The organism is Streptosporangium jomthongense, from assembly GCF_042650425.1.
Lineage (GTDB): Bacteria > Actinomycetota > Actinomycetes > Streptosporangiales > Streptosporangiaceae > Streptosporangium.
The window spans coordinates 142866-168974 of sequence record NZ_JBHSBC010000018.1; the positions used below are offsets into that span (position 1 = coordinate 142866).

23 protein-coding genes and 1 riboswitch are annotated in these 26109 nt (G+C 70.3%); of the genes, 7 read left to right on the top strand and 16 right to left on the bottom strand.

The window, feature by feature from the left end; all coding sequences use genetic code 11:
• Position 1: 1 nt before the first annotated feature.
• From ACFOYY_RS18320 to ACFOYY_RS18340, 5 genes are all read right to left on the bottom strand, one after another.
• Entirely contained in the window at positions 2-196 is a 195-nt protein-coding gene (locus tag ACFOYY_RS18320) for a CbtB domain-containing protein (protein WP_352013091.1), read from the bottom strand.
• A gap of 32 nt (positions 197-228) precedes the next feature.
• Positions 229-347, bottom strand: a riboswitch (cobalamin riboswitch).
• A gap of 91 nt (positions 348-438) precedes the next feature.
• Positions 439-1956 (bottom strand): depupylase/deamidase Dop, encoded by a 1518-nt coding sequence (gene dop, locus ACFOYY_RS18325; protein ID WP_352013092.1) that lies wholly within the window; start codon positions 1954-1956, stop codon positions 439-441.
• A gap of 85 nt (positions 1957-2041) precedes the next feature.
• Entirely contained in the window at positions 2042-3208 is a 1167-nt protein-coding gene (locus ACFOYY_RS18330) for an acyltransferase family protein (protein WP_386190382.1), read from the bottom strand.
• 199 nt (positions 3209-3407) lie between these two features.
• On the bottom strand, positions 3408-5171 hold the full coding sequence (arc, locus tag ACFOYY_RS18335) for a proteasome ATPase (RefSeq protein ID WP_352013094.1): 1764 nt from the start codon (positions 5169-5171) through the stop codon (positions 3408-3410).
• A 205-nt stretch (positions 5172-5376) separates the two neighbouring features.
• Positions 5377-6246 (bottom strand): tRNA (adenine-N1)-methyltransferase, encoded by an 870-nt coding sequence (locus ACFOYY_RS18340; protein WP_352013095.1) that lies wholly within the window; start codon positions 6244-6246, stop codon positions 5377-5379.
• A 173-nt stretch (positions 6247-6419) separates the two neighbouring features.
• On the opposite strand from ACFOYY_RS18340, the gene ACFOYY_RS18345 reads away from it, so the two are divergent.
• Positions 6420-7502: a GNAT family N-acetyltransferase gene (locus tag ACFOYY_RS18345; protein ID WP_362915847.1), complete on the top strand. Its 1083-nt coding sequence runs from the start codon at positions 6420-6422 to the stop codon at positions 7500-7502.
• Between the two features lie 11 nt (positions 7503-7513).
• Here the strand turns inward: ACFOYY_RS18345 and ACFOYY_RS18350 are convergent, their stop codons facing one another.
• On the bottom strand, positions 7514-8302 hold the full coding sequence (locus ACFOYY_RS18350) for a protein kinase domain-containing protein (protein ID WP_352013097.1): 789 nt from the start codon (positions 8300-8302) through the stop codon (positions 7514-7516).
• 118 nt (positions 8303-8420) lie between these two features.
• On the opposite strand from ACFOYY_RS18350, the gene ACFOYY_RS18355 reads away from it, so the two are divergent.
• Positions 8421-10463 (top strand): cation:proton antiporter, encoded by a 2043-nt coding sequence (locus tag ACFOYY_RS18355; protein ID WP_386190383.1) that lies wholly within the window; start codon positions 8421-8423, stop codon positions 10461-10463.
• 19 nt (positions 10464-10482) lie between these two features.
• On the opposite strand, the gene ACFOYY_RS18360 is transcribed toward ACFOYY_RS18355, so the two are convergent.
• Positions 10483-11922 (bottom strand): FHA domain-containing protein, encoded by a 1440-nt coding sequence (locus tag ACFOYY_RS18360; protein ID WP_386190384.1) that lies wholly within the window; start codon positions 11920-11922, stop codon positions 10483-10485.
• A 243-nt stretch (positions 11923-12165) separates the two neighbouring features.
• The gene (locus ACFOYY_RS18365) at positions 12166-13257 is read right to left on the bottom strand and encodes a site-2 protease family protein (protein WP_352013235.1); all 1092 of its coding nucleotides are present in this window, start codon (positions 13255-13257) and stop codon (positions 12166-12168) included.
• Between the two features lie 260 nt (positions 13258-13517).
• Between ACFOYY_RS18365 and ACFOYY_RS18370 the strand changes: the two genes are divergently transcribed.
• From ACFOYY_RS18370 to ACFOYY_RS18380, 3 genes are all read left to right on the top strand, one after another.
• Entirely contained in the window at positions 13518-14390 is an 873-nt protein-coding gene (locus tag ACFOYY_RS18370; RefSeq protein WP_352013100.1) for a RecB family exonuclease, read from the top strand.
• Between the two features lie 105 nt (positions 14391-14495).
• Positions 14496-15674, top strand: coding sequence for a sensor histidine kinase (locus tag ACFOYY_RS18375; protein ID WP_386190385.1), 1179 nt, complete (start codon positions 14496-14498; stop codon positions 15672-15674).
• On the top strand, positions 15674-16357 hold the full coding sequence (locus ACFOYY_RS18380) for a response regulator transcription factor (RefSeq protein WP_352013102.1): 684 nt from the start codon (positions 15674-15676) through the stop codon (positions 16355-16357). Before ACFOYY_RS18375 ends, ACFOYY_RS18380 begins: the two co-directional genes overlap by 1 nt.
• On the opposite strand, the gene ACFOYY_RS18385 is transcribed toward ACFOYY_RS18380, so the two are convergent.
• Positions 16335-17213 (bottom strand): LysR family transcriptional regulator, encoded by an 879-nt coding sequence (locus tag ACFOYY_RS18385; protein WP_386190386.1) that lies wholly within the window; start codon positions 17211-17213, stop codon positions 16335-16337. The genes ACFOYY_RS18380 and ACFOYY_RS18385 overlap by 23 nt on opposite strands.
• Before the next feature lie 79 nt (positions 17214-17292).
• On the opposite strand from ACFOYY_RS18385, the gene ACFOYY_RS18390 reads away from it, so the two are divergent.
• Complete coding sequence (locus ACFOYY_RS18390; protein ID WP_386190387.1) at positions 17293-18069, top strand: AzlC family ABC transporter permease; 777 nt, start codon at positions 17293-17295, stop codon at positions 18067-18069.
• Complete coding sequence (locus tag ACFOYY_RS18395; protein WP_352013105.1) at positions 18066-18356, top strand: hypothetical protein; 291 nt, start codon at positions 18066-18068, stop codon at positions 18354-18356. The genes ACFOYY_RS18390 and ACFOYY_RS18395 overlap by 4 nt, the downstream gene beginning before the upstream one ends.
• A 76-nt stretch (positions 18357-18432) precedes the next feature.
• Here the strand turns inward: ACFOYY_RS18395 and ACFOYY_RS18400 are convergent, their stop codons facing one another.
• The 7 genes from ACFOYY_RS18400 to ACFOYY_RS18430 form a co-directional block, all read right to left on the bottom strand.
• Positions 18433-19482, bottom strand: a complete 1050-nt coding sequence (locus ACFOYY_RS18400; RefSeq protein ID WP_352013106.1) for an ABC transporter ATP-binding protein — start codon at positions 19480-19482, stop codon at positions 18433-18435.
• 61 nt (positions 19483-19543) lie between these two features.
• Entirely contained in the window at positions 19544-20587 is a 1044-nt protein-coding gene (locus ACFOYY_RS18405; protein WP_352013107.1) for an ABC transporter ATP-binding protein, read from the bottom strand.
• Positions 20584-21597, bottom strand: a complete 1014-nt coding sequence (locus tag ACFOYY_RS18410) for an ABC transporter permease (RefSeq protein ID WP_386190388.1) — start codon at positions 21595-21597, stop codon at positions 20584-20586. Before ACFOYY_RS18410 ends, ACFOYY_RS18405 begins: the two co-directional genes overlap by 4 nt.
• Positions 21598-21678: 81 nt before the next feature.
• On the bottom strand, positions 21679-23463 hold the full coding sequence (locus ACFOYY_RS18415; protein WP_362915859.1) for an ABC transporter substrate-binding protein: 1785 nt from the start codon (positions 23461-23463) through the stop codon (positions 21679-21681).
• A 58-nt stretch (positions 23464-23521) separates the two neighbouring features.
• Positions 23522-24532 carry an ABC transporter permease gene (locus tag ACFOYY_RS18420; RefSeq protein WP_352013109.1) on the bottom strand — a complete coding sequence of 337 codons (1011 nt, stop codon included), beginning with the start codon at positions 24530-24532 and terminating at the stop codon, positions 23522-23524.
• A gap of 263 nt (positions 24533-24795) precedes the next feature.
• Positions 24796-25326 (bottom strand): cellulose synthase, encoded by a 531-nt coding sequence (locus ACFOYY_RS18425; protein WP_352013110.1) that lies wholly within the window; start codon positions 25324-25326, stop codon positions 24796-24798.
• Between the two features lie 131 nt (positions 25327-25457).
• Positions 25458-26108 carry an HAD family hydrolase gene (locus ACFOYY_RS18430; RefSeq protein WP_386190389.1) on the bottom strand — a complete coding sequence of 217 codons (651 nt, stop codon included), beginning with the start codon at positions 26106-26108 and terminating at the stop codon, positions 25458-25460.
• Position 26109: the final 1 nt, after the last annotated feature.

Consider the following 26109-nt stretch of genomic DNA (forward strand, 5'->3'; position numbering starts at 1 on the left):
CTCAGTGGCAGGGAACACCGAGCAGGTGACGCCCGTCGTGCATGAGTTCGTGCAGGTAGTTACCGGCCTGCGAGATCGCGCCCTGGTCGAAGGCGACCAGGTAGGCGAGGAGCAGCAGCACCGGTACGGCGAGAAGCCAGCGGGTGAGCGAACCGAGCGGGATGGGCTTGACCGGCGGAGCAGAGATCTGGCTCACGGCCACCTCCTTCAGGGGATTGACGCGCCCCTTTTCGTAGGTCGGTGGCGGCCGAGTGACCTGGCTCCCCGCCCTCTCGGGCCGGTTACAGTGGCGCGACCGCACCGGAATCTCACCGGATTTCCCTCGCACCGCCACAAAACACCCGGAATGTATACCGGTTCACAGCGTCCGTCAATCCATGCAATAGCGGACACAAAGCCATAAACCGTGCGGGCGGGAGCACCCGCCCGCACGGGAGGTCACTGATCGCCGGTGAGAGCGGTGACCAGGTCGGCGGCGGTGCGACAGCGGTCGAACAGCTCTCCGACATGGGCCTTCGTACCGCGCAGCGGCTCCATGGTCGGAACGCGCTGCAGGGACTCCCTGCCCGGGATGTCGAAGATGACCGAGTCCCAGGACGCGGCGGCGACCGACTCGCTGAACTGGCTCAGGCAACGACCCCTGAAGTAGGCCCGCGTGTCGCTCGGCGGCGCCTCGATGGCCCGCCGCACCTCGTCCTCGGTCACCAGGCGCTGCATCCTGCCCCGGGCGACCAGCCGGTTGTACAGGCCGCGCTCGGGGCGGATGTCGGAGTACTGCAGGTCCACCAGCTGCAGCCGCGGGTGGGACCAGGCCAGGCCGTCACGGGTACGGTAGCCCTCCAGCAGTTCGAGCTTGGCCACCCAGTCGAGCTCCCGCGACAGCTGCATCGGGTCCTCGGCCAGACGGGTCAGGACGGACTCCCAGCGGTCGAGGACGTCCTTGGTGATCTCGTCGACGCCGTTCCCGCTGCGCTCCTCGGCGTACTTGCGGGCCAGCTCCAGATACTCCATCTGCAGCTGCACCGCGGTGAGCCTGCGGCCGTCGCGCATCGCGATCTCGTACTTCAGCGTGGGGTCGTGGGAGACCGCGCGCAGCGCCTGGACCGGGTTGTCGACCGCGAGGTCACGGGTGAAGTAGCCGTCCTCGATCATGGCGAGGACCAGCGCGGTCGAGCCCAGCTTCAGGTAGGTCGAGATCTCCGACATGTTGGCGTCGCCGATGATGACGTGCAGCCTGCGGTACTTCTCCGGGTCGGCGTGCGGCTCGTCCCTGGTGTTGATGATCGGCCGCTTGAGCGTGGTCTCCAGGCCGACCTCGACCTCGAAGAAGTCGGCACGCTGACTGATCTGGAAGCCCTCGCCCCGGGAGTCCTGGCCGATGCCGACCCTGCCGGCACCGACGACGACCTGCCGGGAGACGAAGAACGGGGTCAGATACCTGACGATGTCGGCGAACGGCGTGGCGCGCCGCATCAGGTAGTTCTCGTGGCAGCCGTAGGAGGCGCCCTTGTTGTCGGTGTTGTTCTTGTAGAGCTGGATCGGAGCGTTGGCGGGGACGGCCGAGGCGCGCGTCGCGGCGTCGTGCATGACGCGCTCCCCTGCCTTGTCCCAGATCACCGCGGCTCGTGGATTGGTGCATTCGGGAGTCGAGTATTCGGGATGGGCGTGATCCACGTACAGCCGGGCCCCGTTGGTGAGGATCACGTTGGCCAGGCCCAGATCCTCGTCCGTGAGCTGGCTCTGGTCGGCCACCTCCCTGGACAGGTCGAAGCCCCGGGCGTCGCGCAGAGGGTTCTCCTCCTCGAAGTCCCAGCGTGCCCGCCTGGCCCTGGCCGCCGAGGCCGCCAGATAGGCGTTCACCACCTGGGAGGAGGTCACCATCGCGTTGGCCCCCGGCTGTCCGGGCACGGAGATGCCGTATTCGGTCTCGATGCCCATCACCCGCCGTACCGTCATGCGCACCCTCTGTTCATCCAGGACGACTACTCCGCCGTATATATCCCCGACCCTAGACCCTTCACTATCCCCGGTGACCAGACAGTTATGGCACAGAGGCCTTTTCTGAGGCGTTTTCTCCCGAGGCCCCCGGAGCGGGAACCGCTCCCCCGCCGGGACCGCGTCCGTGCCTCCCCTGTGGTACGGCCGCCCGCCGCCGCCTGGCCTTGACGAACTCCTGGATGGGCCGCTCGACGAGCCGGTGGACCAGGTAGGACAGCACCAGCGTGACCAGCACGGTGACCGCGACGGTCAGCCAGGGCGCGAGCGTGTCGCGCAGGACGGGCACGAGCACGGCGGCGACCGTCGAGTGGAACAGGTAGAGGGGGTAGGTCAGCGCGCCGAGCACGACCAGCCCGCGCCAGCGCAGCCAGCCGAGGGCGCCCAGCGCCACCAGCGCCATGAGCACGTAGAAGATCACGACGGTCACGACGACCGTCCAGCCGGGCACCGGCATCGCGGCGTAGCCCACCGCGTCGATGCGGCCCTCGACCCTGGCCAGGGCCGCGTAGACCGCCAGCCCGCCGCTGAGCCCGGCCACGCACCACAGCACCGGCCTGGGGCCGTGCTTGGTCATGAGGAAGAAGGCCATGCCGCCGACGAAGTACGCCGCGTACTTCGGCATCACGATCAGCTGTACCCACTCGTTCTCGTTGCCGGTGAAGATCCCGGCCGCCAGCAGCCACACGCCCATGAAGACCAGGCAGCGGGTGAACGTCACCCCGACGATCACCAGGATCGAGATCAGCAGGTAGAAGCGAAGCTCGGCCCAGAGCGACCAGTAGACGCCGTTGGCGTCGGTCAGGCCGAAGGCGCGCTGGAACATGGTCAGGTTGACCAGGTAGTCGCGCAGGCCGAGCTTGGGGTCCAGGGCGGTGGCCGCGCCCAGGCCGTAGACGGCCGCGACGACGCCCACGCTGATCCAGTAGGCGGGAAAGAGCCGCACCAGGCGTGACAGGGCGAAGGCGCCCAGCCCCCGCCCCCAGACGCTCATCAGGATCACGAAGCCGCTGATCATGAAGAACAGCTCGACGCCGAGGATGCCCAGGCCCGCCGGGGTGGCCGTCTCCGGGAACAACTTCGCCGGACGCTCCCCCCAGACCGAGGCGAAGGCGATGAGGTAGTGGAAGGAGACGACCCCGGCGGCGGCGAGGAAACGCAGGAGGTCGAGTTCGGCGAGGCGGCCGGTTCCCTTTGCGGCCGTGCCGGTCATGTGCCCGCCGGGGCGAAGTGTTCACGCACGCCACTTGGACGGTGTTTCGATCAACCGGGTTCCCTCGGCCCGGATCTTGTTCCCGCTGTTTTCCGTGACCCTCCTTCCGGGCCTCGCGGCGGTTTTCCGAGGGTCCGTGGAGGGGACACGCGAAGGCGGCGCGCGCCCTCGGAGGGCACGCGCCGCCTTGGTGGTGCTTCTACAGGTACTGACCGGTGTTGGCGACCGTGTCGATGGACCGGCCCGCCTCGGTGCCCTGCTTGCCCGTCACGAGGGTGCGGATGTAGACGATCCGCTCGCCCTTCTTGCCGGAGATGCGGGCCCAGTCGTCGGGGTTGGTGGTGTTGGGCAGGTCCTCGTTCTCGGAGAACTCGTCCACGCAGGCCGCCAGCAGGTGCTGGATCCGCAGCCCCTTCTGCCCGGTGTCCAGGAACTGCTTGATGGCCATCTTCTTGCCGCGGTCCACGATGTTCTGGATCATCGCGCCGGAGTTGAAGTCCTTGAAGTACAGGACCTCCTTGTCACCGTTGGCGTAGGTCACCTCGAGGAAGCGGTTCTCCTCGCTCTCGGCGTACATCCGCTCGACCACCCGCTGGATCATCGCCGAGATCGTGCCGCCACGGCTTTCACCGTGCTCGGCAAGGTCGTCGGTGTGCAGCGGAAGGTCCTCGATGAGGTACTTCGAGAAGATGTCCCTGGCCGCCTCGGCGTCCGGCCGCTCGATCTTGATCTTGACGTCCAGACGGCCGGGCCGCAGGATCGCCGGGTCGATCATGTCCTCACGGTTGGAGGCGCCGATGACGATGACGTTCTCCAGGCCCTCGACACCGTCGATCTCGGACAGCAGCTGGGGAACGATGGTGTTCTCGACGTCGGAGGAGACGCCGGAGCCACGGGTCCTGAAGATCGAGTCCATCTCGTCGAAGAACACGATCACCGGGGTGCCCTCGGAGGCCTTCTCCCTGGCGCGCTGGAAGACCAGGCGGATGTGCCGCTCGGTCTCGCCGACGTACTTGTTGAGAAGCTCGGGACCCTTGATGTTGAGGAAGAAGCTCTTGCCCGACTGGCCGGTCTTCTCCGCGACCTGCTTGGCCAGGGAGTTGGCCACCGCCTTGGCGATGAGCGTCTTGCCGCATCCGGGCGGCCCGTACAGCAGCACGCCCTTCGGGGGACGGAGCTTGTGCTCGCGGAAGAGGTCGGCGTGCAGGTAGGGAAGCTCGATGGCGTCCCTGATCTGCTCGATCTGCCGCATGAGCCCGCCGATCTCCTCGTAGGAGATGTCGGGCACCTCCTCCAGGACGAGCTCCTCGACCTCGGACTTGGGAATGCGCTCGTAGACGTAACCGGAGCGCGGCTCAAGCAGCAGCGAGTCGCCCGCGCGGATCGGCTGGTCGAGCAGCGACTCGGCCAGTCTCACCACCCGCTCCTCGTCGGCGTGCGAGATCACCAGCGCGCGCTGGCCGTCCTCAAGGAGCTCCTTGAGCATGACGATCTCGCCGACCTCCTCGTATCCGAGGGCCTCGACGACGTTGAGCGCCTCGTTGAGCATGACCTCCTGGCCACGCTTCAGCGAGTCGACGTCCACCGCTGGACTGACGTTCACTCGAAGTTTGCGACCGCCGGTGAAGACCTCCACCGTGCCGTCTTCCCTGGACTCAAGGAACACGCCGAAGCCGGAGGGCGGCTGCGCCAACCGGTCGACTTCCTCCTTGAGCGCGACGATCTGGTCCCTGGCCTCCTTGAGGGTGGCCACGAGCCGCTCGTTCTGGCCGGTTACGGCCGCGAGGTTCGCCTGTGCTTCATGGAGACGCTCTTCGAGAATCCTGGCCTGCCGGGGAGACTCCGTCAGCTTCCGACGTAGCGTGGTGATCTCCTCCTGCAGGAAGGAGACCTGTGCTGTGAGGTCGGCGACCTCCCGTTCGCGCTGCGCGGCACGAGCCTCGGCGTCGTCGCGAGCTGCCACGGCGTCACCTCCTTCCCAGTCGAGACCGACTACTCAAAACCCTACCCATCTGGGGGCTGTCCCTTACCTGGCCGAGCAGTGTTCGTATGCCTACATTAAGTAGGCACTTAACAATCCCTTATGGTGCGTTTAGTCCTTGGAGCATAAGAACACGGAGTTCTGTTCCCGCGTCACTCTCCGGCGCACCCTCGTGGCTGAATCGTCATCAACTGGTGGAAGAGGTGGACTCTTCGCCATATGCCCCCTTTGCTGGACGCCTGCGACGCGGTGGTGGGGTCACCCCGTCCGCCATGCGACGCGCGGTGACGAGAAACCCGGTGTGCCCGACCATCCTGTGGTCCGGCCGTACGGCGAGGCCCTCGACATGCCAGTCGCGAACCAGGGTCTCCCACGCATGAGGCTCGGTGAAACTCCCGTGTTCGCGGAGAGTTTCCACCGTGCGGGACAATTGGGTGGTTGTCGCCACATAACAGCAGATGACACCACCCGGAGTGAGGGCCTTGGCCGCGGCGTCGACGCACTCCCACGGCGCGAGCATGTCCAGGATGATCCGGTCGACGTCGCTCTCGTCGAGCGCGTCCACGAAGTCACCGACGACCAGGCGCCACTGGTCCATCGGGCCGCCGTAGAACTTCTCCACGTTCTTGGTGGCGACCTCGGCGAAGTCCTCACGCCGCTCGTAGGAGGTGACCCGGCCCTCGGAGCCGACCGCGCGCAGCAGGAAGCAGGTCAGCGCGCCCGAGCCGACCCCCGCCTCGACGACACGCGCGCCGGGGAAGATGTCGGCCATGGCGACGATCTGCGCCGAGTCCTTGGGGTAGATGACCGCGGCGCCACGCGGCATGGACAGCGTGTAGTCCTGGAGCAGGTGCCGGAACGCGAGATACTGGGTGCCGCCGGACGAACGCACCACCGACCCCTCGGGCCGGCCGATCAGGTCGCTGTGCGGGATGCCGCCCTTGTGCGTGTGGAAGACCCCGTCTTCCTTCAGCGTCACCGTGTGACGCTTGTTCTTGGGATCGGTGAGCTGAACCTGATCCCCGGCCTGAAACGGCCCATGCCTGCGAAAACCCATGCCCGCAAGGTTATCGGCGCCCGGCCGCCACCCGTCCCGCCGGCGAGGACCCGATGAAGGCCCGATGAAGGCCCGATGAAGGCCTTGGCGCACGCCGGAGAGCGTGATCGGACCGAAATGATTGGTCCCCCTTCATGGGGAACTGATAGCACTTGGGGATGCTCCCACAAGACGTGATCCTTTCCCGGGACGTCGTCCTGCGCCCACCGGCCGAGACCGACGTCGAGTCGATCGCCCGCGCCTGCGACGACCCTCGGATCAGCCGTTTCCTGCCGACCCTGCCGGTGCCGTACACCCGTGACGACGCGTTCGCCTACCTGAGGGCGGCCGAGCGGTCCTGGCGGGACGGCGGCGCCTCCTTCACCATCGCCGACACCGAGACGGACGAGTGGATGGGCAACATCGGCCTCAGGCCGCTCGACGCGCGCGGCAACGGCGAGGTGGGCTACCTGGTCGCTCCGTGGGCGCAGGGGCGGGGGGTCGCGACGGCGGCCACCAGGGCGCTCACCGAATGGGCCTTCGCCCTCGGGGTGCGGCGGCTCGAACTGCTGACCGATGTCGAGAACCTGGCCAGCCAGCGGGTCGCGCTCGCCGCGGGCTTCCAGCGCGAGGGCGTCAGGCGCTCGGCCGAAGCCCGCAGGGACGGCGGCAGGAGCGACCTGATCGCCTTCGCCCGCCTGTACGGCGAGTCCGGCGAACGCGTCCAGCCCTTCCTGCCCGCCCTGCCGGGCGGTTCCCTGTCCGACGGCGTGGTACGGCTGAGGCCCCTTGGCCCCCAGGATGTCGCCGACCACCACGCGCTGGAGAACCTGCCCGACGTCGTGCGCTACAGCGTCCCCCCGGAGGGGCCGGACATGGCCAGGGTCGAGAAACTGTGCCGGGAGGCGGGGGCGCACTGGCTGGCGGGCGAACGCGTCGAGCTGACCATCAGGGAGGCCGCGACGGACGCCTTCGCCGGGCACATCCAGCTGACCTCGATCGTCCCGGTGCTCGGCCAGGCGATGACCGGCTACAGCCTGCTGCCCGCCTTCCGCGGCAGGGGGTTCACCGCGCGGGCGGTGAACCTGCTCGTCGAGTGGGCCTTCGAGCACACCCCGCTGACCAGGGTCGTCGCGGGCACCGCCCCGGACAACCACGCCTCGCACCGGGTGCTTGAGCGCGCGGGCTTCACCAGGGAGGGCCTGGTGCACGGCCTGCTGCCCGGCCCTGACGGCACCCGCCTGGACGACCTGCAGTGGTACAGGCTGCGAGGGTAGGACCGGCCCCTTCAGTCGAGCAGCGCGTGCAGGCGGTCCGCGACCCCCCTGGCGGTCGGCCGCGCGGCCATGTCCCCGATGCAGGCCCGGACGAGGTCGGCCAGCTCCGGCTCCAGATCGCCGCTGACCGACGGCGGCGTCGTGCTGACCCTGCGCAGGGTCAGCAGCGGGTCGTGGACGGGCAGCTCACCGTACAGGCCGGTGCGGGTCATCGACCAGTGCAGTGTGGCTCCGAGCGACCACACGTCTCCCTCGGGAGAGGGGTCACCGCCCCGCAGCAGCGCGGGGTCGGTGAACTCGGCCGACCCGATGCCGCCCATCCCGGTCACCGTCGCGCCGGGCGCGAACACCTGCGACAGGCCCAGGTCCGACAGCTTGCCCCCGGTCTCGGTGAGCAGCACGTTGCCCGGATGGACGTCCCGGTGCAGAATGCCCCCCTCGTGCAGCGCCTGGACGGCCTGGGCCGCGCACGCGACCGAACGCAGGACCCGCTCCCGCGAGGGCGCCCCGGCGGGCAGTCTCAGCGAGCCCTCGGGTAAGTACTCCATCGAGTAGTAGAAGACCCCACCCTGCTGCCCCGCGTCGTAGAGCGTCACGAGGTACGGCGAGCGCACCGTGGCGAAGGCCTTCAGCTCCCTGGTCGCCCGCCGGAAGGCGTCCTTGCCGGTGCCGCCGACCACCTTCACCGCCACCAGGTCGGCCTCGACCGGCAGCCGCCGTGGTCTCCTCGCCAGGTAGAACTCGCCATGGTTGCCCGTTCCCAGCGGGCGGACGAACTCGTAGTCGGCGATACCCTCCACCGGCGTTCCCTTCGACGTGCCCCGCGACGCTCGCGATGATCTATTAAGACGGTAACGTCGCCTTGGTCACTCTCGGGGCTTTTCATTACTTTCATTACTTACGGGGAAGCGTGTCCCAGTGTTCCACGTTGATTTGCTGCTGCTCGACCTCGTGATCGTCCTCATCTCCGCGCGATTATTGGGGGCCGTGGCCCGGCGGCTCGGCCAGCCACCGGTCGTCGGGGAGATCGTGGCCGGCATTCTTCTCGGCCCGACCCTGCTCGGGCCGCTTCTCGGCGACCGGCTGTTCGGCGACGGGATGATGCCCCCGCTGCGCGCCCTGGCCGATGTCGGGCTCGTGCTGTTCATGTTCGTCGTCGGCATGGAACTCGACCAGAAGCTGGTCAGGGGCCGGGGCAGGACCGCGGTGACCGTGGCGCTCGGCTCGACGCTCGTGCCGTTCGTGCTCGGCTGCGCGCTGGCGCTCGGCATCGCGGGCGACCACGTCGACGGGGCCAGGACGCTGCCGTTCGTGCTGTTCATGGGCGCGGCGATGGCGGCGACGGCCTTCCCCGTGCTGGCCAGGATCATCACCGACCGGGGGATGCAGCGCTCCACGGTCGGCGGCCTCTCGCTGGCCTCCGCCGCGGTGATCGACGTGCTCGCCTGGACCGCGCTCGCCGTCGTGGCGGGCCTCGCGGGCGCCGGCGGGAGCGCCGGTGGAGGCGTCGGCGAGGGCGCGGACCAGTGGCGGGTCGCGCTGGCCCTGCCGTACGGGCTGCTGATGTTCCTGGTCGTCCGGCCGCTGCTGGCCCGCCTGGTGCCCGCCAGGCAGCGGGCGGGCAGGCTGACCCCGGGGCTGCTCTCCCTGGTGCTCATCGGCCTGCTGGCCTCCTCCTGGGCCACCGAGTGGATGCATGTGCACTTCATCTTCGGAGCGTTCGTCTTCGGCGCCGTGATGCCCCGTGAGGGCGCGGAACGGCTCAACCACGAGATCCTGGAGCGCCTCGAACAGCTCGCCGTGCTCCTGCTGCTGCCGATGTTCTTCGTCGTCGCGGGGCTCGACGTCAACCTCCGCACGCTCGACCTGTCCAGCCTGGGAACTCTGGCCGCGATCCTGGTGGTCGCGATCGGCGGCAAGCTGCTCGGCTCCTACGCCGCGGCCCGCACACGGCTTCCCGGACGGCAGGCGCTGGCGATCGCCACGCTTCTCAACACCCGTGGGCTCACCGAACTCGTCATCCTGTCCGTCGGGCTGCAGAAGGGCGTCCTCGACGAGGAGCTGTACTCGCTGATGGTGGTGATGGCGTTGCTGACCACGGCGATGACGGAGCCGCTGCTGCGCAGGGTCTACCCCGGGCGGCGGGTCGCGCGCGACATCGAGCAGGCCGGACGCGAGGCCCTCGGCACGCGCGCCGCCACCCGCGTGCTGGTCGTCGTACCCGGCTCCCCCGCCGAGCAGGTCCCGCTGGCGGAGCTGGCGGCCCTCCTGGCCCGCTCCGCCGCGCCCGCCGAGGTGATCCTCGCCCATCTGCGGCCCTATCCCGGCGGCCGGCTCGAACTCGGCGGGGGCCTGTCGTCGGAGCTGGCCGAGCTGACCGAGACGCTCCACGAGCTTGAGGTCCTCGCGGACGCCGTGCGCGCGCACGGCCCCGAGGTGAGGGTGGTGAGCCGCTTCAGCGCCTCCGCCGGCGCCGAGCTCGCCGAGCTGGCCGTGGAGGCCGCTCCGGGCCTCGTCGTGCTGCCCCGGGGAACCCCCGGGCACGCCGCGATCCGCGACGGGGTCGCCTGCCCCGTGGTGACGGTGGCCTCACCCGGTCCGCCGGGCCCGCCGCCCGCCGGGCCGGTCGCGGTGCCTCATGGGCAGGCCGGCGAGGACACCGTCCGCGTGGCGCTCACCCTGGCCTTGACCTGCGGGCGCCCGCTGGTCGTCGAGGGCGGCGGCAGGGCCCCGGCCCTCGTCAGGCGGCTGACCCGGCTCGGGGTCGAGGTGACCGGCGGCCCGGTGCCCGAGGACGCCCTGACCGTGGCCGGGGACGGCGCCGGGCAGGCCACGGGGCCGGCGGCGCATCTGCTGGTCCGGGCCGAGCGGGACGCCGACCCGGTGGACTGGCCCGCGCTCGTCTCCGCGCTGCGCCGGACCCCTGCGGAAAGCCCTGTCGAGGTCTCCGTACGGAGCTGAGCGCGGCCCGCGCCGGTCGTCAGCGGTTACGGTGCGACTCGTAACGCATCGTGCGTGAGACGCCGATCCGCACGGTCGTGCCCGGCAGGATGGCGACCGGCTCGTTCGGCGGGATGTCGTAGAAGTTGGGGTCGCCCGGCGGCTGGATCTGGGTGCCGTTGACCGAACCCAGATCGACCAGGTTGACGTCCCAGCCGTCCAGCGCGACCCGCAGGTGACGGCGCGAGACCGACCCGTCGGGACTGGTGACCTTCGCGGGACGCACCGACCCGTCGGCGACCTCGGGGGCCCGCTCGGGGTCACGGCCGACCAGGTAGTCACTGTCGAGGCGGAGCGTCATGCCGTCGTCGAGCAGGAGCACGCCGAGCGGCGGACGCGGTCCCTTGTAGGGGACGAGCGTGCGCTGGACCAGCGCGATGCCGCAGACCGCGCAGTACGGCACGCGCGGGTCGTTGAAGTGGTCGTTCTTGCAGTCGACCCCGTAGACCAGCGGGCGGGACTCGGCCTGCTGGTCCGCGGGCGCCGGGGAGAGCGGGGACTCCGCCGTGCCCTGGAGACCTCCCGGCGTCAGCAGCTCGTACTCGAAGGGCTGGTCACGGATGTCGGGGACGGGCTCCGGCTCCTCGTGCTGGGCCATGGCGGGAATCTGCGGCCCCGGATCGGAGTGCCATCCCTGGGGAGCGGACTGGTGCGCGGGCGGGCCGGAGGCGTAGTGGTCCGGGGAGCCCATCGGATAGGGAGCGGGCGGCCCCGGGGGCATCGGGGACACCGCGGGCTCAGGGGAGGCGGGGGGCGGTGACGCCGCCTCGGGCACGGACCAGTCCACCGACGGCTGGGACCGCGCGGGCTCGGCCCACTCGGCGGGTGCCGGGACCGGCGGGGGCGCCGCCTGAGCTCCCGTTGAGGGCATCGGCTCCACGGCGGACGCGGCCTGCGGGAGGGCCTCGGCCACCGGCTCACGGCGCGGGACCCCTACAGGCTTCTGCCCGGGCTCGGCGGGGTCGCACAGGACGCCGCCCGCGGTGACCACACCGCTGTCCAGCCGGGTCAGCGGATGCGCCTGCCCCGCCTCCGGAAGGCGCAGCTCGACCCGGGTGACCGGGCCGGGCACCAGCCGGTCGGACCAGGTGAGGGCGTCACGCCCGGCGAGCTGCACCTCACCGCCCTGACCGGTGACCGAGGCGAACGCCGGGCCGCTGACCAGCACGGCCACCCCGGAGGCCACCGGACCGGCGACGGCGCACGCCACGGGTTCGCCCATCACGACCGCGAGCACCTGGGCGACGCGGCGGGCCAGGGCCCGGCCGTCGCCGCCGGAGGCCGCCGTCTCCCTGAGCGCGCCCAGAAGGTCCTCGACGACGGGCTCAGCCGCGTCACACACCAGCAGCAGGCCCCCCACATGGGCGACCAGCCCGTTGCCTGGAAGTGGACGCACCACTCCGAAGCCCTCGTCGGTCACAGAACTCTCCCTCCCGGAAACGCCACCCGATGAACGGAACCCGCATCGGCCCGTCCGTCACCAGCCGCACCCAGCCCGGACGGTTGTGCGCGTCCGGAACACGGCAGGTGGGACCGGGTCAATCAAATCAACCGCATCGGACCGTAGCAAAAAGTACAGCAGAAGACCTTCAGGAACGAGGGCCGGCGAACCCGAACGGCGCCTCTCCCCCGGGAACCGCGGGACGGGCCCGTACCGTACCGTCTAGACCCCGCTGAACACACGGTTCACGTCGGAGGTCGCCAGCACCCCGAAGATCTCACCGCCGCGCTCGACCAGGAGGTACTCCCCGGCGGGGCTCTCACGCATGGCGTCGATCAGGGCCTCTCCCGTCAGGTCCGCGGCCAGCACCAGCGACGGTTCGAGGTTGCGCGCCAGTGAGCCCGCGCTCACCCAGGGGCGGCGGTTCTCCGGGGTCGCCTCGACCGCGACCTCGTTGACGATCCCGGTCGGGCGGCCGTCGTGGTCGACGACGACCATCGCCCCCGCCTGCGCCTCGGTGGCCCGGCGCAGCGCCTCGGCCAGCGGCACGTCCGCGGTCACCGGGATGGCGCGCCTGGCCAGGGCCCGGGCGTTGACCTGCGGGATGCGGGCGCGCACCCGGGCGCTGCGCAGCGACTGGGTGGCGCCGAGCCAGATGAAGGAGGCCAGCAGGATCGACCAGATGAGCATGCTGGTGTTCGGCGCCTGCCCGCTGATCAGCGCGAGGCCGACCGGCACCGCGACCAGGAGGACGGCCAGCGCCCGGCCGACCCAGGCGGCGGTCGCGGTGCCCGAGCCTGAGCTCTTGGTGAGCTTCCACACCCCGGCGCGGAGCATGCGGCCGCCGTCCAGGGGCAGGCCGGGCAGGAGGTTGAACACCCCGACGATCAGGTTCGCCAGCCACAGCTGGAAGACGAGGACGCCCGCGACCGTGCCGGGGTCGATGACCCGGTAGGCCAGGAACCCGATGACCGCCAGGCCCAGGGACAGCAGCGGCCCGGCGAAGGCCACCATGAACTCCCTGCCGGGGGTCTCCGGCTCACGCTCGATCTCCGAGACGCCGCCGAGCAGGTAGAGGGTGATGCGGCGGACCGGCAGGCCGTACATCCTGGCGACCACGCAGTGGGCCAGCTCGTGCAGGAGCACCGAGACGTACAGCAGCACCGCGAAGACGAAGGAGACGACGTAGGTCATCGGGACGTCCAGCTCGGGCAGCTGGGCGCTCACCGACCCCTGGAAGGTGAAGGTGATGAACGCCGCGACGATGAACCAGGTCGGCGAGACGTAGACGGGAATGCCGAAGGGCCGTCCCATCCGCAGTCCTGGCTTGTCCTGGCGCGGGCTGTCGCTGCTCACCGCTGGCTCACCGTTCCTCGCTCACATCGTCTTCAGGCCTCGATGCTACGCGCCATCGGGCCACCCGCAGCCGCCCGCGGCCAACCTGGTCCTCCCGAGACCCCTCCGAGATCTTCCCGAGACCTCCCACCCGTGAGGCCCCCGGAAGGACCTGTGAGGTCCGCGTGGGGTTCCGCGAGCCGTCCCGAACTGTCGCCACCGTGACCTACAGTGCGGACATGCCACCGACCGAGCCCACGATCATCGGAGCGTTGTCGCCGTCCCGGGCGGGCGACTTCATGACATGTCCGTTGCTCTACCGTTTCCGGGTGATCGACCGGCTGCCCGAGCCGCCGTCACCCGCCGCGGTGCGCGGCACGATGGTCCACTCGGTGCTCGAACGCCTCTACGACCTGCCGGCCGCAGAACGCACCCGGGCCGCGGCGCTCGACCTGCTCGAACCGCAGTGGCGCAGGCTGCTGGCCGCCGAGCCGTCCTACGAGGACATGTTCACCGACGAGGCGGAGCGGGCCGCGTGGCTCTCCCAGGCGGCCGTCATGGTCGAGCGCTACTTCACCCTTGAGGACCCGACCCTCCTCGAACCCGCCGAGAGGGAGCTCTACATCGAGGCGACGCTGGACAACGGCCTGGTGCTACGGGGCTACATCGACAGGCTCGACGTCGCGCCGACCGGGGAGGTCCGGGTCGTCGACTACAAGACCGGCAGCGCGCCCGGCCCCGCCTTCGAGGCCAAGGCGCTGTTCCAGATGAGGTTCTACGCGCTGGCGCTGTGGCGGCTGCACGGCTCGGTGCCGCGCGTGCTGCAGCTGATGTACCTCGGCGGCCAGGGAGAGGTCCTGCGCTACGCCCCCGACGAGGCCGACCTGCTGGCGACGGAGCGCAAGGTGCGGGCGTTGTGGACGGCCATCGAGCGGGCCATGGAGACCGGCGAGTGGCCGCCGCGACCGAGCCGCCTGTGCGACTGGTGCAACTACCAGGAGCTGTGCCCGCAGTTCGGCGGCACTCCCCCGCCGCTGCCCGAGCGGCAGCCCGGCGACACCGTGCGCAGCACGAGAAGACGTCCTGCCAGGGCCGCGACCGACGAGCTCTGAGCACCTCCGCAGCACCTCCGAGGCGTTCCGCGTCATCCGTGGGTATGAGTGCGATATCCACCCGCAGCAGGGCGGCGGCGGAGACTGGGCGCCTAAATTGATTGTGTGCGCAACCCCTCCGGCGTCCTGCGGGCCTGGCTCAACGACCGTCCACTGGTCCCCGACACGGCTCTCGCGGTGGCGCTCGCGGGGGTCGCCGTGCTCCTCCTGCGCGCCGTCCCGCCCCGCGAGGGGACGCAGGAGGGCCTCGTCGCCGCGCTGACCGTGGCCTGGTGCCTGTCCCTGGTGCTGCGCCGCCGCGCGCCCTTCTCCATGCTGCTGACGACCTGCCTGGCGGGGATCGCCCTGGCGACGCTGGGCGTCGGCGGGCTGCCGCTGTGGCCCGCGGTGCTGCTGCTGGTCTACACGGTCGCCGCCCACCGCGGCCTGGCGCTGAGCCTGTGCGCGCTGGTGTGGAGCCTGGTGTGCCACTTCGTCACGACGGTTCCCGGCGGCACGCTCGGCGACTGGGGCGTCCATCTGCCGGTCACGGTCCTCACCGTCACCATGTGGCTCACCGGCCGGAGCGTACGGCTGCGCAGGGCGTACCTGGAGGAGCTGCGCGACCGGGCCCGGCGCACCGAACGGGCCAGGGAGGCCGACACCAGGGCGGCCAGGGCGGAGGAACGCTCCCGCATCGCCAGGGAGCTGCACGACGTGGTCGCCCACCACGTCAGCGTGATGACCGTCCAGGCCTCCGCGGCGCGCCGGGTGCTGGCGACCAACCCGGAGGGGGCGCGGGAGGCCCTGTCCGCGATCGAGGAGATGGGCCGCACCGCGATGGCGGAGATGCGCAACATCGTGGGCGTGCTCAGGACCGACGCCTCCCCCGCCGAACGCAACCCGCAGCCCGGGGTCGCCGAGATCCCCGCGCTGGTCGACCAGATGCGGGAGGCGGGCCTGCGCGCGCAGCTGTGGGTCGAGGGCACCCCGGGGACGCTGCCGCCCGGGGTCGACCTGGCCGCCTATCGGCTGGTCCAGGAGGCGCTGACCAACAGCCTGCGGCACGCGGGTCCCACGGCCCGCGCCTGGGTGACGGTACGGCACGAGCACGGCCAGCTGGCCGTCGAGGTCGAGGACGACGGCCGGGGCCTCGACGGCGACGCCGCCCCCGGGGAGGGCAGCGGCCACGGCCTCGTCGGCATCCGTGAGCGTGTGGCCCTCTATGGTGGAATCCTGAGGATCGGCCCGCGCCCAGAGGGCGGGTTCGAGGTCAATGCCCGGTTCCCCCTCAAGGACGTGTGATGACGATCAGAGTGCTGCTGGTGGACGACCAGCCACTGCTGCGCACCGGCTTCCGTCTCATCCTGGAGGCCGAGCCCGACGTCACCGTGGTCGGCGAGGCCGGGGACGGCAAGGCCGCCCAGGACCAGTCGCGGGCTCTGCTGCCCGACGTGGTGCTGATGGACATCAGGATGCCCGGGGTCGACGGCATCGAGGCGACCAGGAGGATCGTCCGGGAGGCGACCGGTGGGGCGCACGTTCCCAGGGTGCTGGTGCTGACGACCTTCGACCTCGACGAGTACATCGTGGAGGCGCTGCGCGCCGGGGCCAGCGGCTTCCTGCTCAAGGACGTCCCGCCCGACGAACTGGTGCAGGCCATCCGGGTGGTCGCCGCGGGAGACGCCATCGTCGCGCCGAGCGTCACGCGCAGGCTGCTCGACCGTTTCGGAGCGCGGCTGCCCTCGGCCTACCAGCAGTCGACTCCGGCCCGTCTGGACCGGCTGACCGAGCGGGAGCTCGAAGTGCTGAAGCTCATCGCCAGAGGCATGTCGAACGCGGAGATCGCCGCCGAGCTGGTGGTCAGCGAGACCACGGTCAAGACCCACGTCGGCAACGTGCTCACCAAACTCGGCCTGCGCGACCGCGTCCAGGCCGTCGTCCTGGCCTACGAGACCGGCCTGATCACTCCGGGCGCCATTCCCTAGCCCCGAGTGCCCGCAGGACGCCGGCCAGCACAGGGCGGGTGTCCGCGCGCCGCCAGGCCAGGGCGGTGGCGCACCTGGGACCGCCGGTAAGGGGGACGAAGACCACTCCGGCACGGGCGTAGTGCTCGTCGGTCCCCTCGGAAAGCAGGGCGACGCCCCGTCCCGCCGCGACCAGCTCCAGGGTCTCCTCGATCGCGTCCGAGCCGACCTCCCCCGCCACGTCCGTCACCCCGACCGCCTCAGGACGGCGAAAGGCCCGCCAGACCTCGTCCCGGCTGCGCGGCACCACCCAGACGCGGCCCGCCAGCTCGGCCGGCCCCGCGGTGGCGAGCCCGGCGAGAGGGTCTCCGACGGGTACGGCCACGGCACGCCGGTCGGTGCCCAGGAGCAGGGTCTCCAGGGCGTCACCCGCCTCCAGCGGCGGCCACACCACGGCCAGGTCGCTGGCCCCGGTCAGCAGGCCACAGGACGGGTCGTCGAAGTCGAACCGGCGCAGCCGTACCTCTCCGCCGCGGGCGCGGCGCACGACGGCGAGCAGCCGGGAGGTCAGCGGGCCCGCCGCCTCACCCATGAAGCCGACCGTCAGCTCCGGGGTCTCCCCCGCCAGCAGCGCCTCGAAGTCGTCGGCGGCGCTCACCACGGCCACCGCGTGGGCCAGCAGCCGGTGGCCCAGCTCGGTCGGCCGTACACCGTCGCGGTCACGAACCAGCAGCGGCCGTCCCACGGCGGTCTCCAGGCGTCTGACGGCGGCGCTCACCGTGGGCTGGCTGACGCCGAGCCGGGCGGCCGCCCCGCCGAACGAGCCCTCCCTGACGACGGCCACGAAGGCCCGTACCGCGGGCAGCGTAACCTCCATCCCGCAACGATAGCCTCCGGCTATGGGCATAGCCGGAGGCTGTTGAACAGGACGGGGGTCCTTCGCCGAGGATCGGCGCATGGGACGACGAACGGGCACGCCCCCTCCCGGACGACGGGGCGGCCTCCGGGAGGACCTCGGGCTCGCGCTGGGCGCGGCGGGCGGGGCCGCCGTCTACTCGGCGGTGTTCGGCGCGGCGGCGGTCGAGCGGGGCTGGTCCGTCTGGGAGGCGGTGCTGGCCAGCGTGGCGGTGCACGCGGGCGGGAGCCAGATCGTCGGGCTGGCCGCGCTGGACGACGTGGGAACGCGGGCTCCGGCGGTCCCGGGGGCCACGGCGGCCGCCTCAGTGGCCCTCTCAGCGTCCGTTTCAGTGACCGTTTCAGCGGCCGTTTCAGTGGCCGCCGCGGTGGCCACGGCGTCGCTGGTCAACCTGCGGCTGACCGCCTTCGGCCTGGCGCTCGGCGACGTCTTCCCGACCCGGTGGGGGCGCGCGCTCGCCGCGCACCTGGTCTCCGACGAGTCGGTGGCCGCGGCGGTGACGCGTGAGTCCCCCCGCGCGCGCAGGCGGACCTTCCTCGTCGTCGGGTCGGTGCTCTTCACGGGCTGGGTGGCCGGGACCGTCGTGGGCGCGACGCTGGGGGCCGCGCTGCCCGACGAGGCCCGGCGGGCCGTAGACGGCGCCGCGGTCGCGGCCTTCGCGGCGCTGCTGGCCCCGTTGCTGCGCACCCGTGCCGATCTGGCCGTCGCGGCGGGCGCCGCGGCGACGGCGCTGGTGTCCTCGTGGTGGCTGCCCGCGGGCCTGCCGGTCGCGCTCGCGGCGCTGGCCGTACTGCCGGGGGCGGTGAGACGGGCGTGAGCGTCGTGCTGTTCGTGACGGGGCTGGCGGTGACGACCTACCTGCTGCGGCTGGCCGGTGTGAGCGCGGCGGCCTCGGGACGCGTGGGCGGCCCGGGATTCGGCGCGGCGGCCGCGGCGCTGCCGGTGGCCCTGCTGGCCGCCGTGGTGACCGTCCAGGCGGCGCCCGGCGGCGCTCCCTCGGTCCGGTTGGCCGTCGCCGCCACGGTGGCCGGGCTGTGCGCCCGCCGTACCGGGTTCCTGCCCGCCGTGCTGCTGGGCACCCTCGCCGGGGCCCTGCTCCCCTGAACGCCGGCCGCCCCGTACGGCCGGGCCGTACGGGGCGGGAGGTCCGGATGCCTCGGCACCCCGGCGCGTCGGCGCCTCAGGCGGAGACCGTCTCGGCCGGGGTCGCCCGGCCTGTCTCCGGGGCGTTCTCCGGGAAGTGGCAGGCCACCTGGTGCCGGGGGGCCAGCTCGACCAGCGGCGGCTCGACCGTCTTGCACACCTCCTGCGCCTTCCAGCAGCGGGTGTGGAAGCGGCAGGCGGGCGGCGGGTTGAGCGGGCTGGGCACGTCGCCCTGGAGCCGGATGCGCTCGCGGTCGTTACGCCTGGCCGGGTCGGGGATCGGCACCGCCGACATCAGGGCGTTGGTGTACGGGTGCATCGGCGTGTCGTACAGGGACTTGCGGTCTGCCAGTTCGACGATCTTGCCGAGGTACATGACCGCGACCCGGTCGCTGATGTGCCGGATGACCGACAGGTCGTGCGCGACGATGACGTAGGTCAGGTCCAGCTCGTCCTGCAGGTCCTCCAGGAGGTTGACCACCTGGGCCTGGATCGACACGTCCAGCGCGGAGACCGGCTCGTCGGCGATGATGAGCTTGGGCTTGAGCGCGAGTGTGCGGGCGATGCCGATGCGCTGGCGCTGGCCGCCGGAGAACTCGTGCGGATAGCGGTTGTAGTGCTCCGGGTTGAGGCCGACCAGTTCGAGGATGTCCTGGACCGCCTTCTTCGTACCCTGCTCGGTCTCGATCCCCTGGATGCGGAAGGGGGCGCCCACGATGGCGCCGACCGTGTGCCTGGGGTTGAGCGAGGAGTAGGGGTCCTGGAAGATCATCTGCATGTCCCGGCGGAGCGGGCGGATCCGCGACGCCGACATGTGGGTGATGTCGTGACCCTCGAAGTGGATCTTCCCACCGGTCGGTTCGAGCAGCCGGGTGATCAGCCTGCCGGTGGTGCTCTTGCCACAGCCGGACTCACCGACCAGGCCGAGCGTCTCCCCCTTGCGGACGTCGAAGGAGACCCCGTCGACGGCCTTGACCGCGCCGACCTGGCGGCGCAGCAGCCCCTTGGTCACCGGGAAGTGCTTCTGGAGCCCCTGGACGGACAGCAGGACCTCGGCCTCGTTCTTGTGGTCCTCGTGCGAGGTCACGCGCCCTCTCCCGTCACTCGCGGGCATACGGTGTGCCCACCGGCTCGCTGGCTACGCTCGCTCACGTGCTCTCCATCATCGGCTTGATCTCGTTGTCCCAGATGGACCGCCGCTCCGCGCGGGGCATGTGGCAGCGGACCAGGTGACCGCCCTCGGTCTCCAGCAGTTCGGGCACCTGTGTGGTGGACTTGCCCTCGGTACGGCCCGCGTAGGCGCACCGGGGGTTGAAGGCGCAACCGCTCGGGACGTTGATCAGGGAGGGCGGCGTGCCCTTGATCGGGAGCAGGCGCTCGGTCCGATCACGGTCCAGACGGGGCATCGACCCCAGCAGGCCCCAGGTGTAGGGGTGCTCCGGCCGGTAGAAGATGTCCTCCGCGGAGCCGTACTCGACGCACTTGCCGCCGTACATCACCAGGATGTCGTCCGACAGCTCGGCCACCACGCCGAGGTCGTGGGTGATGATGATCAGCGCGGAGTTGAACTCGCGCTGCAGGTCGGTCATGAGGTCCAGGATCTGCGCCTGGACGGTCACGTCGAGGGCCGTGGTCGGCTCGTCGGCGATCAGCAGCTCGGGGTCGCAGGAGAGCGCCATGGCGATCATCGCGCGCTGGCGCATGCCACCGGAGAACTGGTGGGGGAAGTCGTCGACCCTCCTGTCGGGCTGCGGGATGCCCACCCGGCCGAGCATGTCGATCGCGTGCTTGCGCGCGACGGCCTTGCTGACCTTGTTGTGGATCCGGTAGGCCTCGACGATCTGGGCGCCGACGGAGTAGAAGGGATGCATCGACGACAGCGGATCCTGGAAGATCATCGCCATCTTCTTACCGCGCAGCGTCCGCACGTGGTCGGCGCTGGCGCTGACGAGTTCCTCGCCGTCGAGCCAGATCTCACCGGAGATCTTCGCGCTGCCGCCCTTGTGCAGGCCGAGGATGCCCAGGCTCGTCACGCTCTTGCCGGAGCCGGACTCGCCCACGATGCCCAGGGTCTTGCCCCGGTCGAGCTTGTACGACAGGCCGTCGACGGACTTGACCAGGCCGTCCTCGGTCGGGAAGTGAATGCGCAGGTCGCGCAGTTCGAGGAAGGACTCGGGTGGCTGAGTCGTCATGAGAGCCTCACCCTCGGGTCGACCACCGCGTACAGGATGTCCACGATGAGGTTGGCCAGGACGATGAAGAACGCCGCGAACAGGGTCACCCCCAGCACGACCGGCAGGTCGTTGCCGCGGATCGCGTCGATCACCAGCTTGCCGACTCCCTGGATGGAGAAGGTGCTCTCGGTGAGCACCGCACCGCCCAGCAGCAGCCCGAGGTCGAGACCGAAGATGGTGAGGATGGGGGTCAGCGTGGCGCGCAGGGCGTGCTTGGTGACGACCGTGCGCTCCCTGAGCCCCTTGGCGCGGGCGGTGCGGATGTAGTCCTCACCCATCGTCTCCAGCATGCCCGCCCTGGTGAGCCGTGCGTACAGGGCGGCGTAGAGGAAGGCCAGGGTGATCCAGGGCAGCACGAGCGCCTGGAACCACATGACCGGGTCCTGGGTGATCGGGGTGTAGCTGCCGCCGCCGGGGAAGATCCCGAGCGTGTAGGCGAACACCGACAGGGAGACCAGGCCGGTGAAGTAGATCGGCAACGACACTCCGGCCAGGGCGATCGTCATGGCCGCTCTGTCCAGTGCGGTGCCGCGTTTCAGCGCGGAGATGACACCGATGCTGACACCGGTGACGAGCCACAGGACGGCGGCGCCGAAGGCCAGCGAGAGCGTCGCGGGCAACCGGTCGAGCAGCGTCGGCCAGACCGGCTGGTTGTTGTTGAACGAGAAGCCGAAGCAGGGCGCGGGGCACTCGGCCTTCTTGGGGCCGAGGGAGTAATCCTCACCGGCGACGATGCCCTTGACGAAACGCCCGTACTGCACGAGCAGCGGGTCGTCCAGGTGCAGCCGCTTGACGGCTCCCTGGATCGCCTCGGGTGTGGCGTCCCTTCCCACGTAACGCGACGCCATGCCCTCAGGGGTCTGTCCCAGGGCGCGCGGGATGAGGAAGAAGATCGCGAAAGTGGCCATGCTGACGACGGCGAGCATCAGCACGGCGGCGATCACGCGGCGGACGATGAAAGCGACCACGATCGTTCGGCCGGGATGCCCGGGAGGGTCACTCCCGGGCATCGTCAGGCCTTCACCTGCCTTTGGCTAGCTAGAGAAGGACTACTGCTTGACACCCAGCCACGTGTAGTCGTACATGCCCCAGGCGGGGTGCACGTACGCGTTGGTGAGGCTGGCGGGACGGAAGATCAGCGTCTTCTCGTAGACGAAGGACATGAACGCGGCCGACTCCATGACCTTCTGGTCGACCTGGGCCCAGATCTCGTTGCGGGCGGCGGCGTCGGAGGTCTGGACGCCCTTGTCGAGCAGCTCGTTGATCGACTTGTCGTCGAGCTCCATCATGTTGTAGTTGCCGGAGGGCTTGATGGCCCGGCCGTCGACGATCTGCGACAGGAAGCCGAAGCCGGACGGCCAGTCGGAGCCCCAGCCGGCGATCATGATGCCCAGGTTGTTCTTGTGCACGAAGTCCGGCTTGCCGGCGTACTGCGCGCTCCAGTCACCCGAGGGGTACTTCTTGATCGTGAGCTTGATGCCGACCCGGTCGAGGGAGGCCTGCATCGCCTCGGCGACCTGGACCTCCTTGGTCCGGTCACCGCGGACCGCGATGTTGGTCGAGAAGCCGTCCGGGTGACCGCAGGCCGCCAGGGCCTCCTTGGCCTTGGCCAGGTCGCCCTTGTGGTCGGCGCCGTTCGGGTAGAGGTCGAACGGCTTGTAGCCGACCGTGGTCGGGGTCATCGCGGTGGTGCCGATGTCACCGCCGAGCGGGCCGCCCCACGGCGCCTGGGTGGCGACCTTGTCGGTGGCGTACTGCACGGCCTTGCGGCACTCGACGTTGTCGAACGGCGCGACCTTGGTGGACATCATCGCGTAGCGGTTGAAGGGCGTGAACGGGTTGTCCGTCGAGTCCTTCAGCTGCGGGTTGCTGACGACCTTCGCGCGGCCGGCGGGCTGCAGACCGGTGCCGCCCAGGTCGACCTGGATCTGCCCGGCGATCAGGCGGTTGTCGATGTCCTCGGCGTTCTGCTTGTACTGCACCTCGATGCGGTCAGGCAGCTGCTTGCGGGTGGTGTCGGTCGCCTGGTCCCAGTTCTCGTTCCTGACGAGGTTGAGCTGCTTGCCGACCTCGTAGCTCTCGAACTTGTAGGGACCGGTGGAGGCGACGGCCTTCTCGTAGTCGACACCGGTGTCCTTGGCCTGCGGCACCGGGGCGGACTGCGGGTTGGCGACCAGGAAGTCGAACTCGGAGAAGGGCGCCTTGAGCTTGAAGACGACCGTGTAGTCGTCGGGGGTCTCGATGCCCTTGAAGTCGTCGAGGTTCTTGTCCTTGTAGGGACCCTTGTAGTCGCCGGCGTCGAGGTACTGCGCGAAGTACTTCGGACCGTCGGTGAGCTCCGCGGTGAAGTTGCTGCGGGCGATGGCGTACTTGACGTCCGCGGCCTTGACCTCGGTGCCGTCGTCGTACTTGATGCCCTTCTTCAGCTTGTAGGTCCACGTCTTGCCGTCGGCGCTGACCTCGCCGGGGGCCTCGGCCAGGTCGGGGACCAGCTTCAGGCCCTCGGGACCGGGCTTGGCCGCGTAGGTCATCAGGGGGCGGGCGTAGAGCCGGGTGAAGTTCCAGTTCCAGGCGTAGTAGGTGTTGCCCGGGTCGGCGGAGTCCGGCTCGTCGGTCAGCGCGAACTTGAGCGTGCCGCCCTTGGCGTCCGACGGGTTGACGACCTTGGTGTAGCCGTCGTTGTGCTTGGCGGCCGAGGCGTTACCGGTGCCCGTCGAGCCGTTGTTCGCGGGGGACGTGTTGCCACCGCCACCGGCTGTGCCGCCACAGGCGGCGAGCCCCATCGTCAGCACGGTGCCCAGCGCCGCGAGCGCCAGGACGTTGGTCTTCCTCATCGTGGTGGTACACCCCTTGTCATGAGTGACAGTGATATGGAGAAACGGTCGTGTTCCGCTATCGGGCGCGCGGGTCGAGGGCGTCCCTGAGCCCGTCGCCCAGCAGGTTGAAGGCCATGACGGTGATGAAGATCGCGAGGCCCGGAACGATCATGAAGTGCGGGGCGATCTGGTAGTAGTCCACCGCCCGGGTGAGCATGCCGCCCCACGAGGCCTGCGGTTCGTTCACGCCCACTCCGAGGAAGGACAGCGCGGCCTCGAAGAGGATGTTCGTGGGGATGAGCAGCGTCGCGTACACCAGGATCGGCGCCACGAGGTTCGGCAGCATCTCGCGGAAGATGATGTAGCCGTTGCCCGCGCCGAGCGAACGCGCGGCGTCCACGAACTCCCGCTCACGCAACGACAGCGTCTGACCACGCACGATACGCGCGATGTACGGCCAGCTGAAGAAACCGATGATGAACACGATCACGGCGATCCGCAGGCCGTTGCCGGTCAGGCCGAGCGCCGAGTCGGGCAGCGCGCCCACGATGGCGATGGCGAACAGCAGCAGCGGGAAGGCCAGGAAGATGTCCATCAGGCGGCTGATCAGCGTGTCGACCCAGCCCCCGAAGAAGCCGGCCAGCACACCCATCAGCGAGCCGATCACCACCGACATCAGGGTGGCGAGGAAGGCGACCAGCAGCGAGATCTGGGCACCCGACAGGACCCTGGCGAACAGGTCGCGCCCGTTGACCGGTTCGAGGCCGAACGGATGCTCCAGGCTGATGCCGCCCCAGGCGCCGCTGGGGGCGCTGGTGAGCGGGTCGATCAGGTCGTTGTTCGGAATGTTCGGGTTGTCACCGAACAGCGCGATCAGGCCCCCGAAGGGACGTTCGGCGAAGATGGCGACCAAGGTCAGGAAGGCCACGATGAAGGCGCCGATGATCGCCGCCTTGTCGCGCTTGAGGCGAATCCACGCGATCCGCCCGAGCGAACGGCCTTCGATGGCCTTTCCGCCCGCCCCTTCGAGAACGGCCTCGGGCTGGGCCTCCATGGCCTGCCCGGAGACATCGAGCGGTGCGGTCATACCAGTGGCCCCCTGGGTCCCAGACGACATTGTCCTATTACGCGTGCCCGGGTCGGGTAGCGCGCCTGAAGTCTATGGGCCGTTTGACGGTCCCGTGACGCAGAATCTATGGGCTGATCTGCGCTGACTAGTCCCCTGGCACACCATGTGGCTCAACTGTGATTCATGCGAAATTCATTTGTTTTGATCTTGAAGCGAATGTCCAGAAGCCGTTCGGCTTGTGTCTCAGATTTGTGACATTGCACCCAAGGGGTGACGCTGGGTCATCCGATCCCGCGGCGCTTGAGAATGGCCTCGATATCCGAGAAGTCGTCGTCGGCGGCGGGCGAGGCCCCCCGGGCGCCGGGCTTGGCACCGGTCGGGGCGCCCGGCTTCGCTCCGGCCTGGGGCTGGCGCCGCGGCAGGGGCTGGGTGGCCGGGGACCCGGCGGTGACCCCCGGCGCGGCGGGGGCGGCGGAGGCCGCGGGAGCCGCGGCCGCCTTGGGGGCGGCACGGCGGCGCAGCACGCCGGACACCAGGAACAGCAGAGCGGAAAGCCCCGTGACGGCGACCCCCGACCACACGATGGGGTTGAAGACCAGGCCGGTGAGGAATCCGGCGATGGCCGTACCCGCCTGCCAGAGCGCGGGCAGCGCACCGGTGAGGTAGGCCGCCATGGGCAGCAGCGACCAGGCCGCCCCTCTCAGTCCCGCGGCCGCGCCTCTGCGGCGCAGCGCCAGGAAGCTCAGCACCAGCCCCACCCCGGTGACCCCGGCGCACAGCGGCAACCACGCGATCTGACCGTACGACAACATGCGGACCGCCCCTCAAAGTCGGCTTACCCGATCCATCCTGGCATGTCGCGCGAGGACCGTTCCTCCTCCCAGCGGAGGGAACGTCCCCTAGGGGGCCGCCGGGGACCCTCTCAGGGAAGAGTCCGGGTGGGTCACAGGCTCGCGGCGGACAGCTCCCGCAGCGTCTCGACGCCGACCTCGCGCAGCGAGCCGACGACCAGGCGCCCGGGGGCCTGCGGGACGGGCAGCACGCTGGGCACGGCCACGACCCGGCAGCCCGCCGCGGTGGCGGAGGTCACACCGTTCGGGGAGTCCTCAAGCACGACGCAGCGGGCCGGGCCGACCCCGAGCAGGCTCGCGGCCAGCAGGTAGGGCTCGGGGTCCGGCTTGGTCCTCGTCACGTCGTCCCCGGTGACGACCCGGTCGAAGTTGTGCCTGCCGATGCCGTCGAGACAGGCCTCGGCGATGGGCCTGAGCGAGGAGGTGACCAGCGCGGTCGGCAGCCCCGCCCGCCGTACGGCCGCCAGCAGCTCGGCGGCGCCCGGCATCATCTCGACCCCATCGGCGAGCCTGGAGGTCATGCCCTCCAGCATCCAGGCCGCCACGTCCGCGGGGTCCGCGCCGGAGCCGGAGGCCTTCAGCATGTAGGCGACGGTCGAGGGCATCGAACCGCCGACCAGGTTCTCCTGGTCGGTCGGCCTCCAGTCGCCGCCGAGCCGTTCCATCACCTCGCTCTCGACCTGGAACCAGATCTTCTCGCTGTCGACGAGCAGACCGTCCATGTCGAAGAGAACCGCGTCCATA